Genomic DNA, 17,936 nt, shown 5'->3' with positions numbered 1-17,936 from the left:
ATGCCTGTATGAAATCGCTGGGACTGTCGATCGTGTTGGCCACGCTGGCAGCGTGCGGTGCGTCACCGGGTGTGGCGCAGAGCGAGCCAACGGCGGCCAGCATCGAACGCGTTCGCGCAGTCGACCAGAGCGGTGAGGTGATCTACCACGTGTTGCTCGGCGAGATCGCATCGAACCGGGGCGACGCCGACACCGCCGTGCAAAGCTACCTGACCGCGGCGCTGATGGGCGACGACGTCGAGGTGGCCGAGCGGGCCATGCGCATCGCGATCGAGTACGAGCGTTGGGCGGTCGCCGCCGAGGCCGGTCGTCACTGGGCTGCGCTCGACCCGGCTGAACTCGATGTGCAACGGCTGCTCGCAGGCGTGTACCTGCGCGCAGGTGATGCGCCCGGCGCCGCGGCTGCGCTCGAGCAGGTGCTCAGCCTGTCAGGCCAGTCCTTCGACGCCGGTGCCACGAGCGTGCTCGCAGCCTTGCAGCAGGAAGTCGACAGTGTGCTGGCGGTCGAGGTTGCCAAGGTGCTGGTCACCCGGCACCCGGACAGTGGCATGGCGCACTTCGTCCTCGGCCAACTGCACGCCGACCAGGCGAACTGGGACCCGGCGCTCGTGGCTTTCGACCGAAGCCTCGCGCTGAAGGCGGATTTTGGCCGCGCTCAGCTCGCGCGCGCGCGGGTCCAGCTGCAGCGTGGCGAGACCGACGACGGACTCGACACGCTCCGTGCCTACATCGACGGCCACCCCGACGATGCGATCGCCCATCAGGGCCTTGCCCAGATGCTCGTCGAGCGTGGGCGCAACGACGAAGCCGTGATCGCCCTCGACGCCCTGCACGCGCGCCACGGTGACCGACCCCTGCTGGTGTACAACCTCGGTTTGCTCGCGTTGGAACTCGAGTCCCTCGAGCAGGCCAGGCGCTACTTCACTGACGCCGTGTCGCTCGATCCGAGTCGGGTGGAGGCGCACTATTTTCTCGGCCGCATCGCGGACTACGAGCGTGACTACACCCGTGCCGTGACGCACTACGACCGTGTGTCCAGTGGTGCAAACGCCTTCGATGCCGGTCTGCGGGCGGCAGAATTGTCCGGCCGCGTCGACGGGCTTGAGGCCGGGCTCGTTCGGTTCTCGGACCTGCGTGCCCGATCGACCTCCGAAGCGGGCGTCCGCATCGTTCTGGCGGAGAGCGGGCTCTACCAGTACCACGACGATTTCGACGGCGCGCGGGCGACGCTGGACGCCGGACTCGAACAGTACCCTGCTGACAATGACCTGCGCTATGCGCGCGGCCTGCTGTTGGCCCGCCTCGGCGATGAGACCGGCTTCGAGCGCGAGATGCGCAGTGTGCTGGCCACCGAACCGGGCAACGCCCAGGCGCTCAATGCCTTGGGCTACTCGCTCGCCGACCGCAACGTGCAACTCGACGAAGCCGCCGACCTCATTGCCAAGGCGATTGCCTTGGAGCCCGACGACGCGGCGATCATCGACAGCCTGGGCTGGCTGTACTTCCGCCAGGGCGATCTCGAGGGCGCACGCACGCAACTCGAACGCGCCTACAGCCTGCTGGCCGACGCGGAGATCGCCGCGCACCTGATCGAAGTCTACTGGCGTCTCGGCGAGGCGGACTCGGCGCGGTCGCTGCTGCGTGAGGCGCTCGACGCCGACCCTGACGCCGGCGTATTGCAGTCTCTGCTCGAGCGTGTGCCAGAACTGGGAGACAGCTTGTGATCACCAGGCTCGGCATCGCGGCTGTGGTGGCGCTCGCCACCCTGACCGCCTGTGCGACACCGGAGAAGCCGCTGGTCCTGTCGCTCGATGCCTCGGAGGTGACCGCGCGACAGGCGGTGCGCGACCGGCAGTTGCAGACCCTGCCGGGCTGGCGATTCACCGGTCGGGTCAAGGTTGAAGGGAACGAGCGACCGACCACCGCCGAAATTCAGTGGACCAAGCGCGGCGACCAGAGCCGCATCACCTTGTCCGGACCCGGTGGGTACCGGGCGTCGACGCTCGAGGTGTCGCCCGGCAAGGTGGTGTTGCGCCGCGCCGAGGGTGACGTGATTCGCGCCGACGACCCGGATCAACTTATCGAGAGACTGGTCGGCTGGCCCATGCCCCTGTCGCTCATGAACGACTGGGTGCTGGGGCTGCCCGGCCCGGCCAATGTCCTCGCGCGCGACAGCCAGGCTCACCTGGAGCGTACGCAGTACCGGGAATGGGATGGTCAGTTGAGCGGGTACCGTTCGGTGGATGACCTGTCGATGCCGCACCGGATTCGTGTGACCGACGGTCATCTGCGTGTAGCCATCTCGGTGCGGCAGTGGGAAATCGGCTTGCAACCGGTCGAGAACAACCGACGCGTGCCGATCCCCGGCGTCGGCAGCTGACCGGTGCCAGCGTGGTCGTGCGACTGGCCGGCACCGGCCAAGCTCGACCTGCTTCTGCACACCACAGGCCGTCGACCGGACGGCTACCACGCCCTCCAAACGGTGTTTCAACTGCTCGACGGCGGCGATGTGCTCGATCAGGCCGCCCGTGACGACAGGTGTGTCGAACTGCACTGCGACGTGCTGGGCCTGGGCGGTCCGGAACACCCGGTTGCGTGGTGAGGAACCGGGCGGGATCGGCCGGTCGCTCGGCGCCGATGTGCCGGTCTTCGTTCACGGGGATCAGGCCTTCGCCGAGGGCACCGGTGAGCAGCCCTTGGCCTGCACGCTTCCGCCCCGGCACGGCCTGGTACTCCACGCCGCCGTCCCAGTGTCGACCTCGACGCGCTTCGGGGCGGAGGAATTGACAAGGGATTGTGCGCCTATCACAATGGTGGACTTAACTGAAGCCGGTGGCGTCAACGTGTTCGAGCCGCTGGTGCGTGAGCGGTATCCGCCAATCGACGGGGGCACGCGCTGGCTCGATCAGCAGGGCGGACTCGACGTGGCTCGGCTGAGTGCCACGGGCGGGGGCGTTTTCGCGCCGTTCAGTGAAGTGGAATCCCCGCGGGCCGTTCTCAGCCGCGCAGCTGAACCGCTCACCGGTTTTGTCGCAGCAGGTCGGGATCGCTCACCGGAGATCGATAGACTACAGTTACACGGCGTTCGTTGACGCCACACCCCAGTTGGGCCGTCGCCAAGCGGTAAGGCACCGGGTTTTGATCCCGGCATTCGTAGGTTCGAATCCTACCGGCCCAGCCATTTTTCAAACGCGCGACGGCTTCGTGGGTTGAGTGACGTGAGCAACGGCAAGATGATGGTTTTCGCGGGGCGGTCGAACCCCGAGCTCGCGACGCGCATCGCCGGCAAATTGCAGCAACGCCTCGGCAATGCGCACGTCACGACCTTCAGCGACGGCGAGACCAGCGTCGAAATCCTGGAAAACGTGCGCGGCCGCGACGTGTTCGTGTTGCAGTCCACGTGTGCGCCCACCAACGACAACCTCATGGAGTTGTTGATCATGGTGGACGCGCTCCGCCGCGCGTCCGCCGACCGCATCACGGCCGTGATTCCCTACTTTGGCTATGCCCGCCAGGATCGGCGTGTGCGCAGTGCGCGTGTTGCCATTTCGGCCAAGTTGGTGGCTGACATGGTGGTAGCGGCCGGGGTGGATCGGGTGCTCACGATCGACCTGCACGCCGACCAGCTGCAGGGCTTCTTCGGCGTGCCGGTCGACAACGTCTACGCCTCGCCGGTGTTGCTGGCCGACATCTGGCGGCAGAAGTACCCCGAACTCATCGTTGTCTCGCCCGATGTTGGTGGCGTGGTGCGCGCGCGCGCCGTGGCCAAACAGCTGGGCGATGCGGATCTCGCCATCATCGACAAGCGTCGACCGCAAGCCAACCAGGCGCAGGTGATGCATATCATCGGCGACGTCGAGGGGAAATCCTGCGTGATTGTCGACGACATGGTCGACACCGCCGGCACGCTGTGCAAGGCCGCTGGCGCCCTCAAGGAGCATGGCGCCGCCCGTGTTGTCGCCTATGCATCCCACCCGGTGCTGTCCGGCCGCGCGATCGACAACCTCAACGAGTCCGTGATTGACGAGCTGGTCGTCACCGACACCATCGCGCTGTCAGAGGCCGCCACCGCGTGTGAACGCATTCGCCAGGTATCGATCTCGGACATGCTCGCCGAGACCATGCGCCGCGTGCACCTCGAAGAGTCGATCAGCTCGCTGTATATGGATTGAATTCACTGACGCGCAGGTCGCATGCGCGTCGATCCGCGGCAGCCGCCGCAACCACAACCGTTGGAGAAACCCATGAGCATCGATTTTACGCTCAGCGCTGAAGTGCGCAGTGACACAGGGAAGGGTGCGAGCCGCCGCCTGCGTCGCGACAACAAGGTCCCCGCCATCCTCTACGGGGGCGCCGGCGAGCCGGTCATGCTGTCGCTCAAGGCCAATGAGGTCACCCGCAACCTGCAGGAAGAGGCCTTCTACTCCCATGTGCTGACGCTCGACGTCGGTGGCAAGAGCGAGCAGGCGATCCTGCGTGACATTCAGCGCCACCCGTCCAAGAGCCTCATTCTGCACATGGACTTCCTGCGCGTCGTCGCTGACCAGGCGATCACCGTGCAAGTGCCGCTGCACTTCATCAACGAAGAAACCTGCGTCGGCGTGAAAATGGGTGGCGGGCTGATCAGCCACACCCTGACCGAGCTTGAAGTGACGTGCTTGCCAAAAGACCTGCCCGAGTACATCGAGGTGGATCTGGCGGACGTCGATGTGGGCCAGTCAGTGCACATTTCGGACATTGCGCTGCCCAGCGGTGTGACCTCCGTGGCGCTCGCGCACGGTGAAGAGCACGACCTGGCCGTTGCAGCTGTCAACGCGCGCAAGGGCGGTGGCGGCGGTGATTCGTCTGACGACAGCAGCGACGACACGGAGGCCGGAGAGGCCGACGCCTGAGTCGGCACTCGCTGATCTCGATGGCCACTGCGCGCCCGGACTTCAAGCTCGTTGTCGGGCTTGGCAACCCGGGTGCCGAGTACGAGGAAACCCGGCACAACGTCGGGTTCTGGTTGGCCGACCGCTTGGCCGGTCGGTACGCCGCGCGTTTCGCCAAGGACGTCAAGGCGCACGGCGATGTGGCTCGCATCCAGACGGGCGCCTTTGACGCTCGGATACTCAAGCCTGGCACCTTCATGAACCGCAGCGGCCAGGCGGTCGCTGCGCTCAGCAGTTACTTCAAGATTGCGCCCGAGCAGATTCTGGTGGCGCACGATGAGCTGGACCTGCCGCCCGGTACGGTCAAGATCAAACACGCCGGTGGCCACGGTGGGCACAACGGCCTGCGTGACATCTCCAAGGCGATTGGCACGCAGTACTGGCGCGTGCGTATCGGCATCGGCCACCCGGGCCACCGGGACCGTGTCAGCCCGTGGGTTCTGTCGCGGGCCGGTGCCGCGGACGAACGCGCTGTCAACGAAGCCATCGAGCGCGTCATCGAGGCCGCTGACGGCGTGCTCTTCGGTGATTTTGCGCGTGCCACCCAACGCATCAACACGCTGCCGGCACCCCCGCCGCGCGGCAACGAGACCTGAATCGGAGAGCCACCATGGGCTTCAAGTGCGGAATCGTGGGTTTGCCCAACGTCGGCAAGTCCACCTTGTTCAATGCGCTCACGCGCGCTGAGATTGCCGCGGAGAACTACCCGTTCTGCACAATCGATCCGAACGTGGGCGTCGTGCCTGTACCGGATCCACGCTTGCAACAACTTGCTGACATTGTCGCACCCGAAAAAGTGCTGCCGACCACGATGGAGTTTGTCGACATCGCGGGGCTGGTTTCGGGGGCGGCCTCGGGCGAGGGGCTGGGTAACCAGTTCCTCTCACACATCCGCGAGACGGATGCGATCGCCCACGTGGTGCGGTGTTTCGAGGACGGCGACGTGGTTCACGTCTCTGGCCGGGTCGATCCGATCGACGACATCGAAACCATCGATACCGAGTTGGTTCTGGCCGATCTCGAGACGACGCAACGTGCCGTGCAGCGGGCGCAGAAACAGAGCAAGTCCGGAGACAAGGAGGCGTTGGCGGACAAGGCGGCGTTCGAAAAGTTGCTTGTGCACCTGGAGCAGGGGCATCCCGCACGTTCGCTCGGGTTGAGTGACAGCGAAAACGATCGCGTCAGAACGCTTTGCCTGATCACCTCCAAACCGGTCATGTACATTGCCAACGTCGCCGACAGCGCGGACGTCGACAATGCCAGGGTCGATCAGGTCGTTGAACGGGCCCGCGCGGAGAACGCCACCGTTGTCGCGGTGTGCGCCGCCATCGAGGCGGAAATCGCCTTGCTCGATGACGAGGACAAGGCCGAGTTTCTCTCCGACCTCGGACAAACCGAAGCCGGCCTGGATCGCGTGATCCGCGCGGGGTACACCTTGCTTGGTCTGCAGACCTTTTTCACGGCCGGTCCGAAAGAGGTCCGGGCCTGGACCGTGCGACAGGGGGCGACCGCGCCGCAGGGTGCAGGTCGTATCCACACCGACTTCGAACGCGGCTTCATTCGGGCAGAAGTGATCGGTTTTGACAACTACGTTGCGTGTCAGGGAGAGCAGGGCGCCAAGGATGCGGGCAAGTGGCGACTCGAAGGCAAGGACTACGTGTTGAGCGAAGGCGACGTGGTCCACTTTCGCTTCAATGTCTGAGGCAATGTTGCACTTACACAGTCAGCAAAACGGGCGTCTGCGATCTTGACAAAAACAGCGCTGGAGCGGACCATTACGGGATAGTGGCCATATAGCTCAGTTGGTTAGAGCACATCACTCATAATGATGGGGTCCCTAGTTCGAGTCTAGGTATGGCCACCACTGTTTCCCGCGATACACGCCCGTTCATTCATCGAGAATTTGATCAGACCCACCGGCTATGGTGCCGCGTATACTGCATGCGCAGCGTGGGAGTCCATGACAAGGTTGTCGACGGTCCGTGCAACGCAACACGGTGTCCGATTGCATAGAATGCGCAGAAAGCGATTCGCCGCTGTAGAGCGGTAAATCGGCGTAACACCCATTCATTCTCCAGAGGTTTGTGTGCCTGACCAGAATCGCGTTTTTGTGACCGGCTTCATCACCGAACAGCCCGAGCTCCGCACCACCGCGCTCAAGGGCAAATCCGTTTGCAACCCGACCAGTCGCATCAACGACCGCAAAAAGACCCCGGAGGGCTGGCAGCCCTACGTGGAGTTTGTGCCGGTGGTCGCCTTCGGCAACCTCGCCGAGTTCATTTCTACCTTGAGCAAGGGCACGCGCGTGCGCATCGAGGGCAAGCTGCAGGCGAACCAGTTCGAGCGGGACGGCGTGATGGTCAGCGAGTTGCAAGTCATGGCGTACGAACTGGATATCCTGTCTCGGCCACACCACCGCAGCGACCGCGCGCGCGACAATGACAACGCTGAGTCAGGTGGGCAAGCCGTCAGCGGTCCGTCGGGCGGCCGCCGGCGGGACGACACGCGCTACGACGACGATGGCGATCGGCAGCCCGAAAGCAACGACAACCGGCCAGTGACGATGCTCAGTGGCGGTGGCGGGTGGACACCCGAGCAGGAGCGACGCGGTGGCAAGGGCAACGGGGATCAACGCCGGCGCGGACGCCAGGTGACCGTGCGCCGGTCGCGCAGTTCGGTTGCCCCTGACTACTGAGCCAACGCCGCGTCGTATGCCCTCGAAATGCCCGGCTCGGTCCGGGCTTTTTTCGTTATTGCCGGGCGTTGCTGTACGCCGTGCGCTGACGACCTGACCTGCGCGCAAACGCGGGACACTCTGGTAAAATCCAGGCGTTGCATCACACTCAGAACACGGTCGTTCTCGACGCCGCGCAGAGAAGTCTCGAAGGCATGCATACAGTGACGTCACCGCCCACGCAGGCAGCGGGCTTTGCCGGGTTGGGCAGTTTGAGTATCGCAGTTGACGATCTCCTGAGCGACGTGGCCGCGCCCTCCGACCTGCCGATCCACGCTGACCTCGGCGCTCCGGGCCCCGACCCACGACAGACACGCCGCCGTGGTTCCGCGTGGCGCCGCTACGCACGGGTCGCAGCCGTGTGCGCTGTGGTCGTTGCCGCGGCGAGCGGCGCCTGGTTCTGGCGTGCCGACATCGGTCGCGCCGTGCCGATCGCGTCGGACATCACCACATCCCCATATAATACAACCCTGGTTAAGCCGCCCGTCGGTGAAGGGCTGCTGCTCAGCCGGGCGGAAATTCGCTATTGCCTTGCCGAGGCCCTGCGGCTGCGTGCGGCGCGGACCCAGGTCGACGCAACGGCACTCGACGTCGGTCGTCTGAACGCGAGCGTGACCGATCTGAATGCGCGGTGTGGCAGCTACCAGTACCAGGGTGACGATCTGGCTCTGGCGACGGCAGACGTGCAGTTGCGGTCTGATGAGATCAGCGCGGCCGGGCGACGGGCCTATCTGCTTGCCGCGGACGCATCGGTCACGGCGGCGCCCACGTCGTCCAAGCCCGCCGGCGCCACGGCGACGGAAGCTGCACCCGCCGAGCCGCGCCCGGTGTCGTCACCTCCCGACGAGAAGCTGGTCCGTGACACCCAGTGGTTGCTGTTCAAACTGGGCTATTACAACGGCTCGATGTCCGGTGAAGCGAGTCGGAGCACACGGGCGGCGCGCCAACAGTTCATGCGTGATCGTGGCCTCGACGCGGACAGCGATTGGGCAAGTGTGCTGTCCGTTTTACTCGAAGTGAGTCAGCAGGAGGCGCCTGGCACTGCGGGCACGGCAGCGGTGGAGGGCACCGCGCCACTGCCCGAATCCCGGCTCGAGTCGGCGTCCAACAGCGAGACCCCGACTGCGGCAGCGCTGGCAGTCGTGCAGTTGCCTGACGTGGGTGGCTTGCCCGATGTGGACCGCTTGGCAATCGATGCGCTCTGCGGGGCCGATGCGGGCAAGGCTGACTACGCGGCGTGTGTCGGTACTGAACTGGCCCGGTTGGACGCCGTGCCGCGTGTCGACATCTCCCGGTTGCCCGACGCCGAGCGTCTGGCGCTGCTTGCCACCTGCGGCCCGCTTCGTGATCGTGCTGGGCCTTCGGCCTACTACCGCTGCCTGTCCAGTGAGGTGAACGCAGCTGAGCCGACTCCGCCTGCCGTCCCCGATGCCACGTTGCCCAACAACGTGGTGTCGGCGATCGAGAGCCGGTGTGCGGGCGCCGCCGGTGGCGATGCGGGCGAATACGCGCGGTGTGTGGGCGGGCAGTTTGCCAATCTCGCGGAACCGATGACACCGGTGTTTCTCACTGCGCTCGAGTTTTCCGAGCGCGAGTCCATCGAGCGTGTGTGCGCAGGTCGCGTGGGTGGCATCACCGAGTACTACGTTTGTGTGCGCACCGAGGTCGACGCCTTGCGCGCCTTCGGCGCCAAGCCCGACATGCGGGTCGCGAGTTTCGAGCACCGCAAAGACATCGAAGCCGTCTGTCGGCAGAATCGCTTGACGCGCGGGCCGGCGACCTACTACCAGTGCCTGTCCGTGCAGTTGCAAGAGCGGGGGTATCGCGTTGACTGATTTGGCCGACCTCATCGCGCTGCCCGAAACTGTGTGTTTCGCCTGCGGTGCCGCCAGAGCCGGGGTTGTGAAACCGTGTGCCGCCTGCGGGCGGAGCCCGCGACAAAAGGACGACTGGGAATCGGCGTTGAGTCAGGGTGGCTACACGCCGGTCGACCCGACATCGACTCTGGCACACTCTGACGCCCGACGTGCAAGCCCGGTTTATCAGGCGATCGCCCGCAAATCGCTCGACAGTGCCCTGGCCGACACGCAGCTGCGCGAGTTGCTGCAACTCGACTTTCGCGCCGCTTCGCCGGCGGCGGCGGAAGCCGTGCCGGACAGCGCGGCCTCGATACCGGAATCCGCCCCGGTCGCACGGCCAACCGGTGTGCTGTTGTCCAACCCCTTTCTGCGGCTCGGCGCAGGCCCGCGAGACCGCGCGTCGTCTGTGCGAGAGCGGGCGTCTCAGTGCAGCGAGGAAAGCGGCAACGCACTGGCGGATGTGGTGCTCGATCCGCACCGGCGGCTGCACGCTGAATTGCGTTGGCTTGGTGATAGCACCGCTGATGAAGTGCGTGCGCTGATCGAACGCACCGACGGCGTGGCTGCCGGGCTCGATCCGATCGCCCGCGTGAACCTGGAGTCCGAGTGGCTGGCGCGTGAAGACCCGTGCTCGGCCGCGACCCTGGCCGCTGCGGTCTTGCACGCCGATGTGGCGTTCGCGCAACCGGACCTCGATGCGCTGTGCGAGCGCCTGAACCGCGCTCGGGTCGCCGCGGGTGTGGCTGTACACGAGGATGCAGACCTGCTGGCGGAGGCCATGGAGGCCCGTGTGCGCGAGGCGGTGTCCACGTTCATCGCTTTGCACGACCGCCTGACGCCGTCGGCATTGCTCGAGAGTTTCGCGTTGTTCTGTGTCGCCGGACGCACACCAAACGCCGTCGTACGCTCGTTGGTCAACCACTACCGGCAGTTTGCCGAGCCGGTCCTGGTGAGCGAGGGGGACAAGGTGGTTGCGCTCTGCCGCCGCGGCGCGGACCACGTGCGGCGAGGTACACCGCTGGCACCGGGCTTGGTCGACAGACTCGCTGCGTTGCTCTCGCTCTACCATCGCGTGCTCTCCCCCATTCGCCACTCGGGGCAGGGACTCGGGGTGGCCAGGACGCTGTCGCGCTTGATGCGTGAGGCCTTCGAGGATCTCTGTGAGGCTGCGCAGTCTCACGCGGACGCGGACACCGCGGCGCAGCTCTCCGGACTGCAGAACCGGTATTTCAGGAGTCGCTGAACATGGAGATCTTTCGCCACCGCTCGCAACGCGAGGCCGAAGCGAAGCTGGACCAGGACATCGAAGAAGTCAATCGCCTGCTTGAAGACCCGGCGCACCAGCTCTCGATGATGCCCGAGCGGGTCGTGGAACAGGCCCGACGCAACGGCCGGGTGGACACGGTGCCCGGTGCATCGGGCTCCTTCGGCACCGTGCCGACCAACCCGATCCCGGTCAACGGCACCGTCGGCGCCATGGCCTGGCTCTCGCGACTGCAAACCCGCCAGGGCGAGTCGCTGGTGTTTCACCGCGTCGGCTTGCTGCACGGGCTGGAGGTGTACGAAGCCCTGAGCCTGACACGTGCGAACTGGTTTCTGTTCTTCCTCGATCCCGTTCACCTCGGCGCCAGCAGGCAGGCGCCCGAAGGCTTTCGCTTGATGGCGGAGGGCCGTCTGTTCCACGGCGTCGGACGGCTGATGCCGCGGTTCCCGGGCGATCTCGAACGCATTGTGGCGTCCTATGACGAGGTGTTTCGACTGGCCACGGTGGCGCCAAACAAAGTGCTCAATCAGTTGGCGTCACGCGAGCCGGAACGGCCCGTGGCGCAGCGGCTGAAACTCGAGTGGCTAGCGCACCAGATCGAGCTCAGCGGCACCGTACAGCCACGGTCAGACGCCCTCGGCACGGCGGCTGTTACAGGCGGTGAACCAGCGTGATCTGACTCGCCTGGCGCGCTTCGCCGTCGCTGCGCGGCGCGGCCAAGTCGAACTCGAAAACGTGCTCACGGCTTGGCAGCAAACCGGCATCGACGGAGTCGGGCAGATCACTGTCGTTGAAGAACACGGTCTCGTAGGGTGACGCCGGATCGCGCGAGTCGGTGTGCCACAGGTTGGCTGAGATCGACGTCAGCACACGGAAAAAACCGTAGCCGGCCTTGTGAAAGTGGCACACGCCTCGGACCCGTGATCCCGTGTCGCCCCAGCGCACGTTTTCGGCGATGGCCCCGTCGGCGAGCGGGATCAGGTCGGGCACCAAAAACGCCGACACGAAACCGTCAGCTTCACGCCGGAGCTCGCGAGAGACGTTCTCGCACGCGACCACTTCCACCCGCACCCCGCGTGCCTGCAGCGCGTTGATGACGCGCACGAAATCGCCGTCGCCGGTGGCGAGCAGCACGCGGTCCAGGTTTTCCGATTGCAACAGCATGTCCACTGCCAGATCGAGATCGGCATTGGCCTTGGACCGCCAGTCGCCGTGTTCGTCCTGGTACCAGCGGACGATTTTCTGGGTGACCTTATAACCGTGATCCCGCACGGACATCTGGAAATTGAGTTCGCGTCGCATGTACTGCACGTCGTCCTCGGCGCGACGCGGGTCGTAGGCGAGGTAGGTGTTCAGCCGTTGCGGCAGGGCGCCGTCGCGACAGGCGAATTCCCGGAGCACATCGTATTGCATGCGGTGGCCTCCGTTGCGGCGGATGTTCTCGCCATCAATGAACACGCCGACCTTGACGTGACTTGAAGTGGGGTGCATGGGCGAATGTTCACATGGAGGGCTCGACACAGGATACGCCAGGCGGTTCTGCGAACCCACCTGGCATTGCAACCCCCCAGACGTCGCTCTACTCTGTGCGCAGTCCACCCGCCACTCACAGAGATGGGATAGCCCGTATGATCGCCGTAGGAGAGACACTCCCCCGCGTGTCGCTGACCACGATGACCGCTGACGGTCCAGCGACCTTCGACATCGCCGAGCGCGCCGCCGGCAAGAAACTCGTGGTGTTTGCGGTGCCGGGGGCCTTCACGCCGACGTGCCACGCCGCGCACTTGCCGGGGTTCGTGGTTGAAGCTGACACCATCAAGGCCAAGGGCGTTGACGAGATCCTCTGCGTCTCGGTGAACGATGTCTTCGTCATGGATGCCTGGGGGAAAACGCAGAACGCCGAGGAGATTGTCATGGTCGCCGATGGCAGTGGCGACTTCGCCCGGGCTCTGGGGCTCGAACTCGACCTGACTGCCCGTGGCCTCGGTGTGCGGTCCCGTCGGTACGCGATGATTGTCGACAACGGTGCGCTGAGCTACCTCGCGGTCGAAGAGGGCCCCGAGATCACCGGCAGCGGCGCGGCCGCCGTGCTGGCCGCACTCTAGACGCCGGTGTCGATTGCCGTCGCACTGCACCTGCTGGCTGCCGTGGTGTGGGTCGGCGGGATGTTCTTCGCGTCCATGGTGCTCCGTCCGGCGACCGTGCGCGTGTTGCAGGCACCCGAGCGCCTGCTGCTGTGGCTCGACGTGTTGCGGACCTTTTTCCTCTGGGTGGGATTTGCCATCGCCGTGCTCTTGGTGACGGGCTACGGCATGGTCTTCGGGGGGCTTGGCGGCTTCTCCGGTGCGCCCGCCTACGTGCACATCATGCACGGCACCGGTCTGTTGATGGTCGCGGTGTTCGGGCACCTGGTGTCGGCGCCGTTTCGGCGCTTTCGCGCCGCCGTCGAGGCCGAGCACTGGGAGGCGGGCGCGGTCGCGTTGAACGGCGTTCGCCGCACGGTACTGATCAACCTGGGCCTCGGTATCGTCACGGTGGTGGTGGCCGCCGCCGGCCGGTACGGCTGGTTCGCGTGAGTCAGCCGGCGTTTCGCTGACGCGCCGCGACGCACTCGAGCACCGCGAGCTTTTCCTCGCGCGACAGGATCATCCAGTCGCGTATCTCGTCCTGCGTGCGGCGACAACCGACGCAGATCGATTGCGCATCGAGTTGACAGACCGCGATGCAAGGTGAGGGTACGCTGGTGTCAAATTGAGGGCGGGCGCGTCGGCGGCGGCGTGTCATCGGGGGGTGTCGTTGCGTGCAAAAAGCGCGCGGACTATAGCACGATGTCCGGCTGCACCTGGTGCGGTGATGCCAGCGATGTGAGCATGTGAGCAGGGCGGTTGAACACGAGCTGTGCCTGTGGCGGCGACGCCTGCAGCAACGACCCTTGCCAGCCCCAGGCGCAAGCGGCCGCGTTCACACCGGCGAGCCGGGCGACGTGCAGGTCGTGGACGCAGTCGCCGCAATAGACCGCCCGTGCAGGCGCGATCTGCAGCTCGCTCAGCACTTGCCGAATGCAGTCGACCGGGTTGCCACAGTCGATACCGAGCGTGCGATTGACGGCGTGCGGGACACCGTTGGCGCGCAGGGCGGTGGCGATGAACTCTGGTGTGCTGCGGGATACCACGGCCGTGTAGGCGGTGCTGGACAGGGTCCGCAGGGCCAGCGCGATGCCCGGGAACAGGTCACACGCCAACGCGGCACGGGCCAGCGCCCCGTCGACGTGTTTGATGAAGAAGCGGCGATTGGCGTCGCTCAACGCAAAGGTGTCGGCAAGCCCCGCGCCGTCAAAGCGCTCACAGCGCACCAGGTCCTCGACGCTCGGCACCTGACGATCGTGGCCGCACGCGACCAGGGCGTGGTGACAGACATCGAGGTAGAGCCTGGCGGTGTTGGCCAGTACGCCATCGAAGTTGAAGATATAGAGGTAGAAGGCGCTCCGCCGCGGCGAGGTGTTCGGCGCAGCGGTGAGCCCGTCGAGCACAGGAGGCGGTGCGGACCTGGGCGATTGCGCGCCAACGCTGAGGGTTGAGTGGGTGTCCGGTGTAGGCATGTGGGAGCGATTCAGATCCGTTTCTGCCCTGCGGGGCGGACATCACAGTTGCAAATATACTTTCATAGTATCGCCGAAGTCTATGATTATCAGCAAATTTGATCTGAAATCCGTTGGCCTGAATACGTGCCGTGAACCCCGCTGACCTCAACCGTGCCCCCCGGCTAGCGCCGCCACCCGCATGCCAGGGGAGACCCGAGTGAGCGTGGTCTGGGAGCACCAGGCCCCCGGCGCCCACTACCAGGTGCGTCGTGCTGGCGGGTCAATACGCCTGTACACAAATGGCGTATTCCACTCGCAGTGGAACCCGAACCCGGCGAAATCCCGTTCCGTCTGGGACCTGCTCAGCCTGCCGGTTTTTTACCGCCAGCGAGCAGCACCGCGGGTGCTGGTTCTGGGGGTGGGTGGCGGCGCCGTGATCAAGCGACTCGCTGAATTCAAGCCGGATGCCGACATCGTTGGCGTCGACCGCGATCCGGTGCACCTGCGCGTGGCGCGCTCATGGTTCCAGGTTCGGTGCCGCTTGTCGCGCGCCGATGCCGTCGAGTGGGTGTCGCACTACCGCGGAGAGCCCTTCGATGTCATCGTCGATGACCTGTTCGGGCACGTCGACGGGGTGGCGTGCCGCGCGGTTGTTGCCAACCAGGTCTGGTTACGTCGGCTCCGGGGCCTGCTGGTGGCCGACGGGGTGCTCACGGTGAACCACGCCAGTGTTCGGGAATGGCGGGACAACGTGGCCCTCACGGCGGGGATGCCACACCGCCGACGGTTCAGCCTGCCGCTCTACGACAACGTGATCGGTGTGTACAGCCGTGTGCCGTTGCGCGTGTCACAGTGGCGTCGGGCGGTCGCGGACTGCAGCCACCTCCCGGCACAACAACGGCGCTTCGTCGCCCGATGCGGGCACGGCTGAGGCACAGCTGGGCCGGCTTTCAGCGGAACATACCGTCGCCTTGTTCCTTGATGATTTGCTCGGCCTTCTGCAGGGCATGCGCGCACGCTTGCTCGAAACTCGGGTGCATGTCAGCGCGGATGAAGCGGTGCTCCCGGCGTGCCTCGCCCTCGCCCTTGGCGATGATGCCGGCCGTGAGGAACTGTCCGTCGCGGGGCAGCGGCTCGGGTGTGACGCTGTAGCCCGACAGGGTCTCCGTCTGGCCTTGTTTCGGTTCGGTCGAACGGGAACCGAACAGTGATGAAAACCACCCCATCGCGCCTACTCCTTGTCAACGGTGCACGGGTCCGGCTGTGTGACGCGCCACCTGCCTGAAGGTCAAGTTGATCCGGTGATCCGACACACGCCGGCGTCGCGGCAGGCTGTGCCGCCAGTGCTGTTGCACCGCGCCGCGCATGACCAGGAGATCACCGGAACAGAGTGTAACCTTCAAACTCCCCCGGTGTCTGTCGCGCGGTTGCAGCAGGAAATCGCGCGTTGCCCCCAGGCTCAGAGACGCGATGCAGGGTTCCGGTCCGAGCTCGGGCTCGTCGTCTGCGTGCCAGTGCATACAGTCGTTGCCATCGCGGTAGAGGTTGGCGAGCACGCTGTTGAACGGGGTGCCTATCGTGCTGCTCAGCTGATCGCGCAGACGCGCGAGTGCGCTGTGCCACGGCGCGGGCGTGAAGGTCCTGCCGCTGTAGCGATAGTCTGCGTCAGGCTCACCGATCCAGGCTTGCAGTCTCGGAATCGGGTGCGATCGGCCGAACAGGGCAATCTCGGGTTGCTGCCATTCAAGCGCCTGTGTGAGTTGGCAGAGGATGGCTTCGGATTGGTCCGCTGCGAGCCAACCTGACACGTGATCGAGTGCCCCGCCCGGCGGCAGCAGGATCTGCCGGGCGGCGTCGAGTGGTGGGTAACGCGGTTCGGTTCGGGACAAGGGCGCGGGCCTGGGTTGGCATGAGTCCGGCGGTGCGGCCCGGTCTACCGCAGCAGCGCGGGAATTGATGTGCACATCCGTGGGCGCGATGGTACCGTGTCGAGCGGGTTGAATGAACCAGGGTGGGCAGGCGTGATGGGTGGGTTGCAACACAAAACACTCTGCGTGTATTGCGGTGCGCGGCCAGGGACCAACCCAGTCCACGCCGAGCAGGCGCGGTCTTTGGGTGTCGCGCTTGCGAATTCCGGTGCGGCATTGGTGTATGGTGGCGGCGGTGTCGGCCTCATGGGCGTGGTGTCGGCTGCCGTCGTCGAGGCAGGCGGGCACGTGACGGGGGTGATTCCCGAACACCTCCACAGCACCGAGATGGCAAGCAGCGCCGTGCAGTCGCTCGAGGTCGTGCCGTCGATGCACGTGCGCAAGAACCGCATGATCGAACTCGCTGATGCCATCGTGGCCTTGCCCGGTGGTGTGGGCACCTTGGAGGAGCTCACCGAGGCGCTGACCTGGCGTCAGCTTGGTCTGCACTCGAAGCCGTTGGCTGTTGTCGACTCTGACGGCTACTACAGCGACCTGTTTGCGGCACTCGAATCGATGGTGGACCACGGTTTTGCCGACCTCGATGTGCTCAGCGCGCTGCGCCGTTTCGACACCCCTGACGACCTTGTTCAAGCCTGGACGGCGGGGACCTGGGTGTGACGGCAGAGCCGCGATTGCGCTTGCGTTTTGCCGAAGCCTGGAGCGCGTACCTTGCCGACCCACTCGACGTCGCGGACCCGGGCTCAGCATCCGACGTCAGCCACGTGACGAGTCTGCTCGAACTTGCCGAGCACTACGACGCGATGCTGCTGGACGGCTTCGGTGTGCTCAACTGCGGCGATATGGCGGTGCCTGGCATGGTCGAGGTGTTCGCTGAACTGCAACGCCGTGGGGTGCGCCTGTTGATCCTGTCGAACGGGTCGACCGGTCAGACCCGCGACGCCGTGGCCAAATACAGCGCGTTCGGGTATCCGGTCGACGCAGACGATGTGATAACGAGTCGGGATGCGGCACGGGGGGGCTTGGCGCGCCACCACGACGCGTACCCGGACTGGCACTGGGCGGTCTCACCGATGGGTGGGCGGGCTCTGGACGACCTGCCCGGGCGTTTCAGTGAAATCCGGTCTGATGGGTGTGACCCCACCACCGACGGTTTTCTGTTGGTGACGGCGGTGGCCTGGACAGACGCACACACGGACGCGATGCGGGCGGCCCTGACTGAACGTGTGCGCCCGATCTGGGTGGCGAACCCGGATGTCACGGCGCCGTTCCCGTCACATTTCAGCCTGGAACCGGGTTACGTTGCGCGCTCCCTCGGTCGCGCGTTCGGTGCGCCGGTGCGTTGGTTCGGCAAGCCGCACCGGGCTGTGTACGAGCTGGCGATCGCACGACTGAAACGCGACCAGCCGAGCCTTGCGCGCGAGCGCATCCTGATGGTGGGCGACTCGCCACACACCGACGTGTTGGGCGCGAGGCGAGCGGGCATCGACAGCTGCATGACGGTCGATTTCGGCCTGCTGCGGGGTGAAAACCTGCGTGAGCGTTTGACCGAGGCCGGCGTCTGGCCAACCTATGTGCTGTCGTCTCAGCCTTGGGAACGGTCCGACGGCACCGGGTAGTCGGGTGTAAACCCGTTCGGG

The 17,936-nt window shown here is 65.5% G+C and carries 22 protein-coding genes and 2 tRNA genes; 19 read left to right on the top strand and 5 right to left on the bottom strand.

Annotated features, from left to right (window positions below; all coding sequences use genetic code 11):
• The first annotated feature begins 8 nt into the window (after positions 1–8).
• The 14 genes from AAGA11_03870 (at position 9) to AAGA11_03805 (ending at position 11,462) form a co-directional block, all read left to right on the top strand.
• Complete coding sequence (locus AAGA11_03870; GenBank protein MEM9601972.1) at positions 9–1,724, top strand: tetratricopeptide repeat protein; 1,716 nt, start codon at positions 9–11, stop codon at positions 1,722–1,724.
• The gene (gene lolB / locus AAGA11_03865) at positions 1,721–2,380 is read left to right on the top strand and encodes a lipoprotein insertase outer membrane protein LolB (GenBank protein ID MEM9601971.1); all 660 of its coding nucleotides are present in this window, start codon (positions 1,721–1,723) and stop codon (positions 2,378–2,380) included. Before AAGA11_03870 ends, lolB begins: the two co-directional genes overlap by 4 nt.
• A 3-nt stretch (positions 2,381–2,383) precedes the next feature.
• Positions 2,384–2,602 carry a hypothetical protein gene (locus tag AAGA11_03860; protein ID MEM9601970.1) on the top strand — a complete coding sequence of 73 codons (219 nt, stop codon included), beginning with the start codon at positions 2,384–2,386 and terminating at the stop codon, positions 2,600–2,602.
• Positions 2,592–3,092, top strand: coding sequence for a hypothetical protein (locus AAGA11_03855; protein ID MEM9601969.1), 501 nt, complete (start codon positions 2,592–2,594; stop codon positions 3,090–3,092). Before AAGA11_03860 ends, AAGA11_03855 begins: the two co-directional genes overlap by 11 nt.
• Positions 3,093–3,106: 14 nt before the next feature.
• Positions 3,107–3,181 (top strand) — tRNA-Gln (locus AAGA11_03850).
• A 37-nt stretch (positions 3,182–3,218) separates the two neighbouring features.
• Positions 3,219–4,172 (top strand): ribose-phosphate pyrophosphokinase, encoded by a 954-nt coding sequence (locus tag AAGA11_03845; protein MEM9601968.1) that lies wholly within the window; start codon positions 3,219–3,221, stop codon positions 4,170–4,172.
• A gap of 72 nt (positions 4,173–4,244) precedes the next feature.
• Positions 4,245–4,892, top strand: a complete 648-nt coding sequence (locus AAGA11_03840; GenBank protein ID MEM9601967.1) for a 50S ribosomal protein L25/general stress protein Ctc — start codon at positions 4,245–4,247, stop codon at positions 4,890–4,892.
• Between the two features lie 20 nt (positions 4,893–4,912).
• Positions 4,913–5,527 carry an aminoacyl-tRNA hydrolase gene (gene pth / locus AAGA11_03835; protein MEM9601966.1) on the top strand — a complete coding sequence of 205 codons (615 nt, stop codon included), beginning with the start codon at positions 4,913–4,915 and terminating at the stop codon, positions 5,525–5,527.
• A 14-nt stretch (positions 5,528–5,541) separates the two neighbouring features.
• Positions 5,542–6,633 (top strand): redox-regulated ATPase YchF, encoded by a 1,092-nt coding sequence (ychF, locus tag AAGA11_03830; protein ID MEM9601965.1) that lies wholly within the window; start codon positions 5,542–5,544, stop codon positions 6,631–6,633.
• 85 nt (positions 6,634–6,718) lie between these two features.
• A tRNA-Met gene (locus AAGA11_03825) sits at positions 6,719–6,795 on the top strand.
• Positions 6,796–7,041: 246 nt separating this feature from the next.
• Positions 7,042–7,626 (top strand): single-stranded DNA-binding protein, encoded by a 585-nt coding sequence (locus tag AAGA11_03820; protein ID MEM9601964.1) that lies wholly within the window; start codon positions 7,042–7,044, stop codon positions 7,624–7,626.
• 251 nt (positions 7,627–7,877) lie between these two features.
• Positions 7,878–9,500 (top strand): hypothetical protein, encoded by a 1,623-nt coding sequence (locus tag AAGA11_03815; GenBank protein ID MEM9601963.1) that lies wholly within the window; start codon positions 7,878–7,880, stop codon positions 9,498–9,500.
• A 67-nt stretch (positions 9,501–9,567) separates the two neighbouring features.
• Positions 9,568–10,767: a hypothetical protein gene (locus AAGA11_03810; GenBank protein ID MEM9601962.1), complete on the top strand. Its 1,200-nt coding sequence runs from the start codon at positions 9,568–9,570 to the stop codon at positions 10,765–10,767.
• A gap of 2 nt (positions 10,768–10,769) precedes the next feature.
• Positions 10,770–11,462 (top strand): hypothetical protein, encoded by a 693-nt coding sequence (locus AAGA11_03805; protein MEM9601961.1) that lies wholly within the window; start codon positions 10,770–10,772, stop codon positions 11,460–11,462.
• Here AAGA11_03805 and AAGA11_03800 read toward each other — a convergent pair.
• Positions 11,440–12,279 (bottom strand): NYN domain-containing protein, encoded by an 840-nt coding sequence (locus AAGA11_03800; GenBank protein MEM9601960.1) that lies wholly within the window; start codon positions 12,277–12,279, stop codon positions 11,440–11,442. The genes AAGA11_03805 and AAGA11_03800 overlap by 23 nt on opposite strands.
• Positions 12,280–12,416: 137 nt before the next feature.
• On the opposite strand from AAGA11_03800, the gene AAGA11_03795 reads away from it, so the two are divergent.
• Both AAGA11_03795 and AAGA11_03790 read left to right on the top strand, forming a co-directional pair.
• Positions 12,417–12,893: a peroxiredoxin gene (locus tag AAGA11_03795; protein MEM9601959.1), complete on the top strand. Its 477-nt coding sequence runs from the start codon at positions 12,417–12,419 to the stop codon at positions 12,891–12,893.
• A gap of 6 nt (positions 12,894–12,899) precedes the next feature.
• A complete protein-coding gene (locus AAGA11_03790) occupies positions 12,900–13,364 on the top strand; it encodes a CopD family protein (protein MEM9601958.1) in 465 nt (154 codons plus the stop codon).
• A gap of 1 nt (position 13,365) precedes the next feature.
• Here the strand turns inward: AAGA11_03790 and AAGA11_03785 are convergent, their stop codons facing one another.
• Positions 13,366–13,572, bottom strand: coding sequence for a DUF1289 domain-containing protein (locus tag AAGA11_03785; GenBank protein ID MEM9601957.1), 207 nt, complete (start codon positions 13,570–13,572; stop codon positions 13,366–13,368).
• Between the two features lie 34 nt (positions 13,573–13,606).
• Positions 13,607–14,317 (bottom strand): HAD hydrolase-like protein, encoded by a 711-nt coding sequence (locus AAGA11_03780; GenBank protein MEM9601956.1) that lies wholly within the window; start codon positions 14,315–14,317, stop codon positions 13,607–13,609.
• A gap of 268 nt (positions 14,318–14,585) precedes the next feature.
• Here AAGA11_03780 and AAGA11_03775 point away from each other — a divergent pair, with 268 nt between their 5' ends.
• Positions 14,586–15,299 (top strand): methyltransferase domain-containing protein, encoded by a 714-nt coding sequence (locus AAGA11_03775; GenBank protein ID MEM9601955.1) that lies wholly within the window; start codon positions 14,586–14,588, stop codon positions 15,297–15,299.
• A 19-nt stretch (positions 15,300–15,318) separates the two neighbouring features.
• On the opposite strand, the gene AAGA11_03770 is transcribed toward AAGA11_03775, so the two are convergent.
• Both AAGA11_03770 and AAGA11_03765 read right to left on the bottom strand, forming a co-directional pair.
• A complete protein-coding gene (locus AAGA11_03770) occupies positions 15,319–15,594 on the bottom strand; it encodes an HlyU family transcriptional regulator (GenBank protein ID MEM9601954.1) in 276 nt (91 codons plus the stop codon).
• A gap of 15 nt (positions 15,595–15,609) precedes the next feature.
• Positions 15,610–16,257, bottom strand: coding sequence for an alpha-ketoglutarate-dependent dioxygenase AlkB (locus AAGA11_03765; GenBank protein MEM9601953.1), 648 nt, complete (start codon positions 16,255–16,257; stop codon positions 15,610–15,612).
• Positions 16,258–16,392: 135 nt separating this feature from the next.
• Here AAGA11_03765 and AAGA11_03760 point away from each other — a divergent pair, with 135 nt between their 5' ends.
• Both AAGA11_03760 and AAGA11_03755 read left to right on the top strand, forming a co-directional pair.
• Positions 16,393–16,956: a TIGR00730 family Rossman fold protein gene (locus tag AAGA11_03760; protein MEM9601952.1), complete on the top strand. Its 564-nt coding sequence runs from the start codon at positions 16,393–16,395 to the stop codon at positions 16,954–16,956.
• Positions 16,953–17,915, top strand: a complete 963-nt coding sequence (locus AAGA11_03755) for an HAD family hydrolase (protein MEM9601951.1) — start codon at positions 16,953–16,955, stop codon at positions 17,913–17,915. Before AAGA11_03760 ends, AAGA11_03755 begins: the two co-directional genes overlap by 4 nt.
• Positions 17,916–17,936: the final 21 nt, after the last annotated feature.

This window comes from Pseudomonadota bacterium (assembly GCA_039196715.1).
Classification (GTDB): domain Bacteria; phylum Pseudomonadota; class Gammaproteobacteria; order CALCKW01; family CALCKW01; genus CALCKW01.
This window is presented reverse-complemented; position numbering and strand designations above follow the sequence as displayed.

Excerpts from the sequence above, each read along its gene's own strand:
- AAGA11_03870 (MEM9601972.1), top strand. The coding sequence starts at position 9 with ATGAAATCGCTGGGACTGTCGATCGTGTTGGCCACGCTGGCAGCGTGC.
- AAGA11_03840 (MEM9601967.1), top strand. The coding sequence starts at position 4,245 with ATGAGCATCGATTTTACGCTCAGCGCTGAAGTGCGCAGTGACACAGGG.
- pth (MEM9601966.1), top strand. The coding sequence starts at position 4,913 with ATGGCCACTGCGCGCCCGGACTTCAAGCTCGTTGTCGGGCTTGGCAAC.
- ychF (MEM9601965.1), top strand. The coding sequence starts at position 5,542 with ATGGGCTTCAAGTGCGGAATCGTGGGTTTGCCCAACGTCGGCAAGTCC.
- AAGA11_03805 (MEM9601961.1), top strand. The coding sequence starts at position 10,770 with ATGGAGATCTTTCGCCACCGCTCGCAACGCGAGGCCGAAGCGAAGCTG.
- AAGA11_03800 (MEM9601960.1), bottom strand. The coding sequence starts at position 12,279 with ATGCACCCCACTTCAAGTCACGTCAAGGTCGGCGTGTTCATTGATGGC.
- AAGA11_03795 (MEM9601959.1), top strand. The coding sequence starts at position 12,417 with ATGATCGCCGTAGGAGAGACACTCCCCCGCGTGTCGCTGACCACGATG.
- AAGA11_03785 (MEM9601957.1), bottom strand. The coding sequence starts at position 13,572 with ATGACACGCCGCCGCCGACGCGCCCGCCCTCAATTTGACACCAGCGTA.
- AAGA11_03770 (MEM9601954.1), bottom strand. The coding sequence starts at position 15,594 with ATGGGGTGGTTTTCATCACTGTTCGGTTCCCGTTCGACCGAACCGAAA.
- AAGA11_03760 (MEM9601952.1), top strand. The coding sequence starts at position 16,393 with ATGGGTGGGTTGCAACACAAAACACTCTGCGTGTATTGCGGTGCGCGG.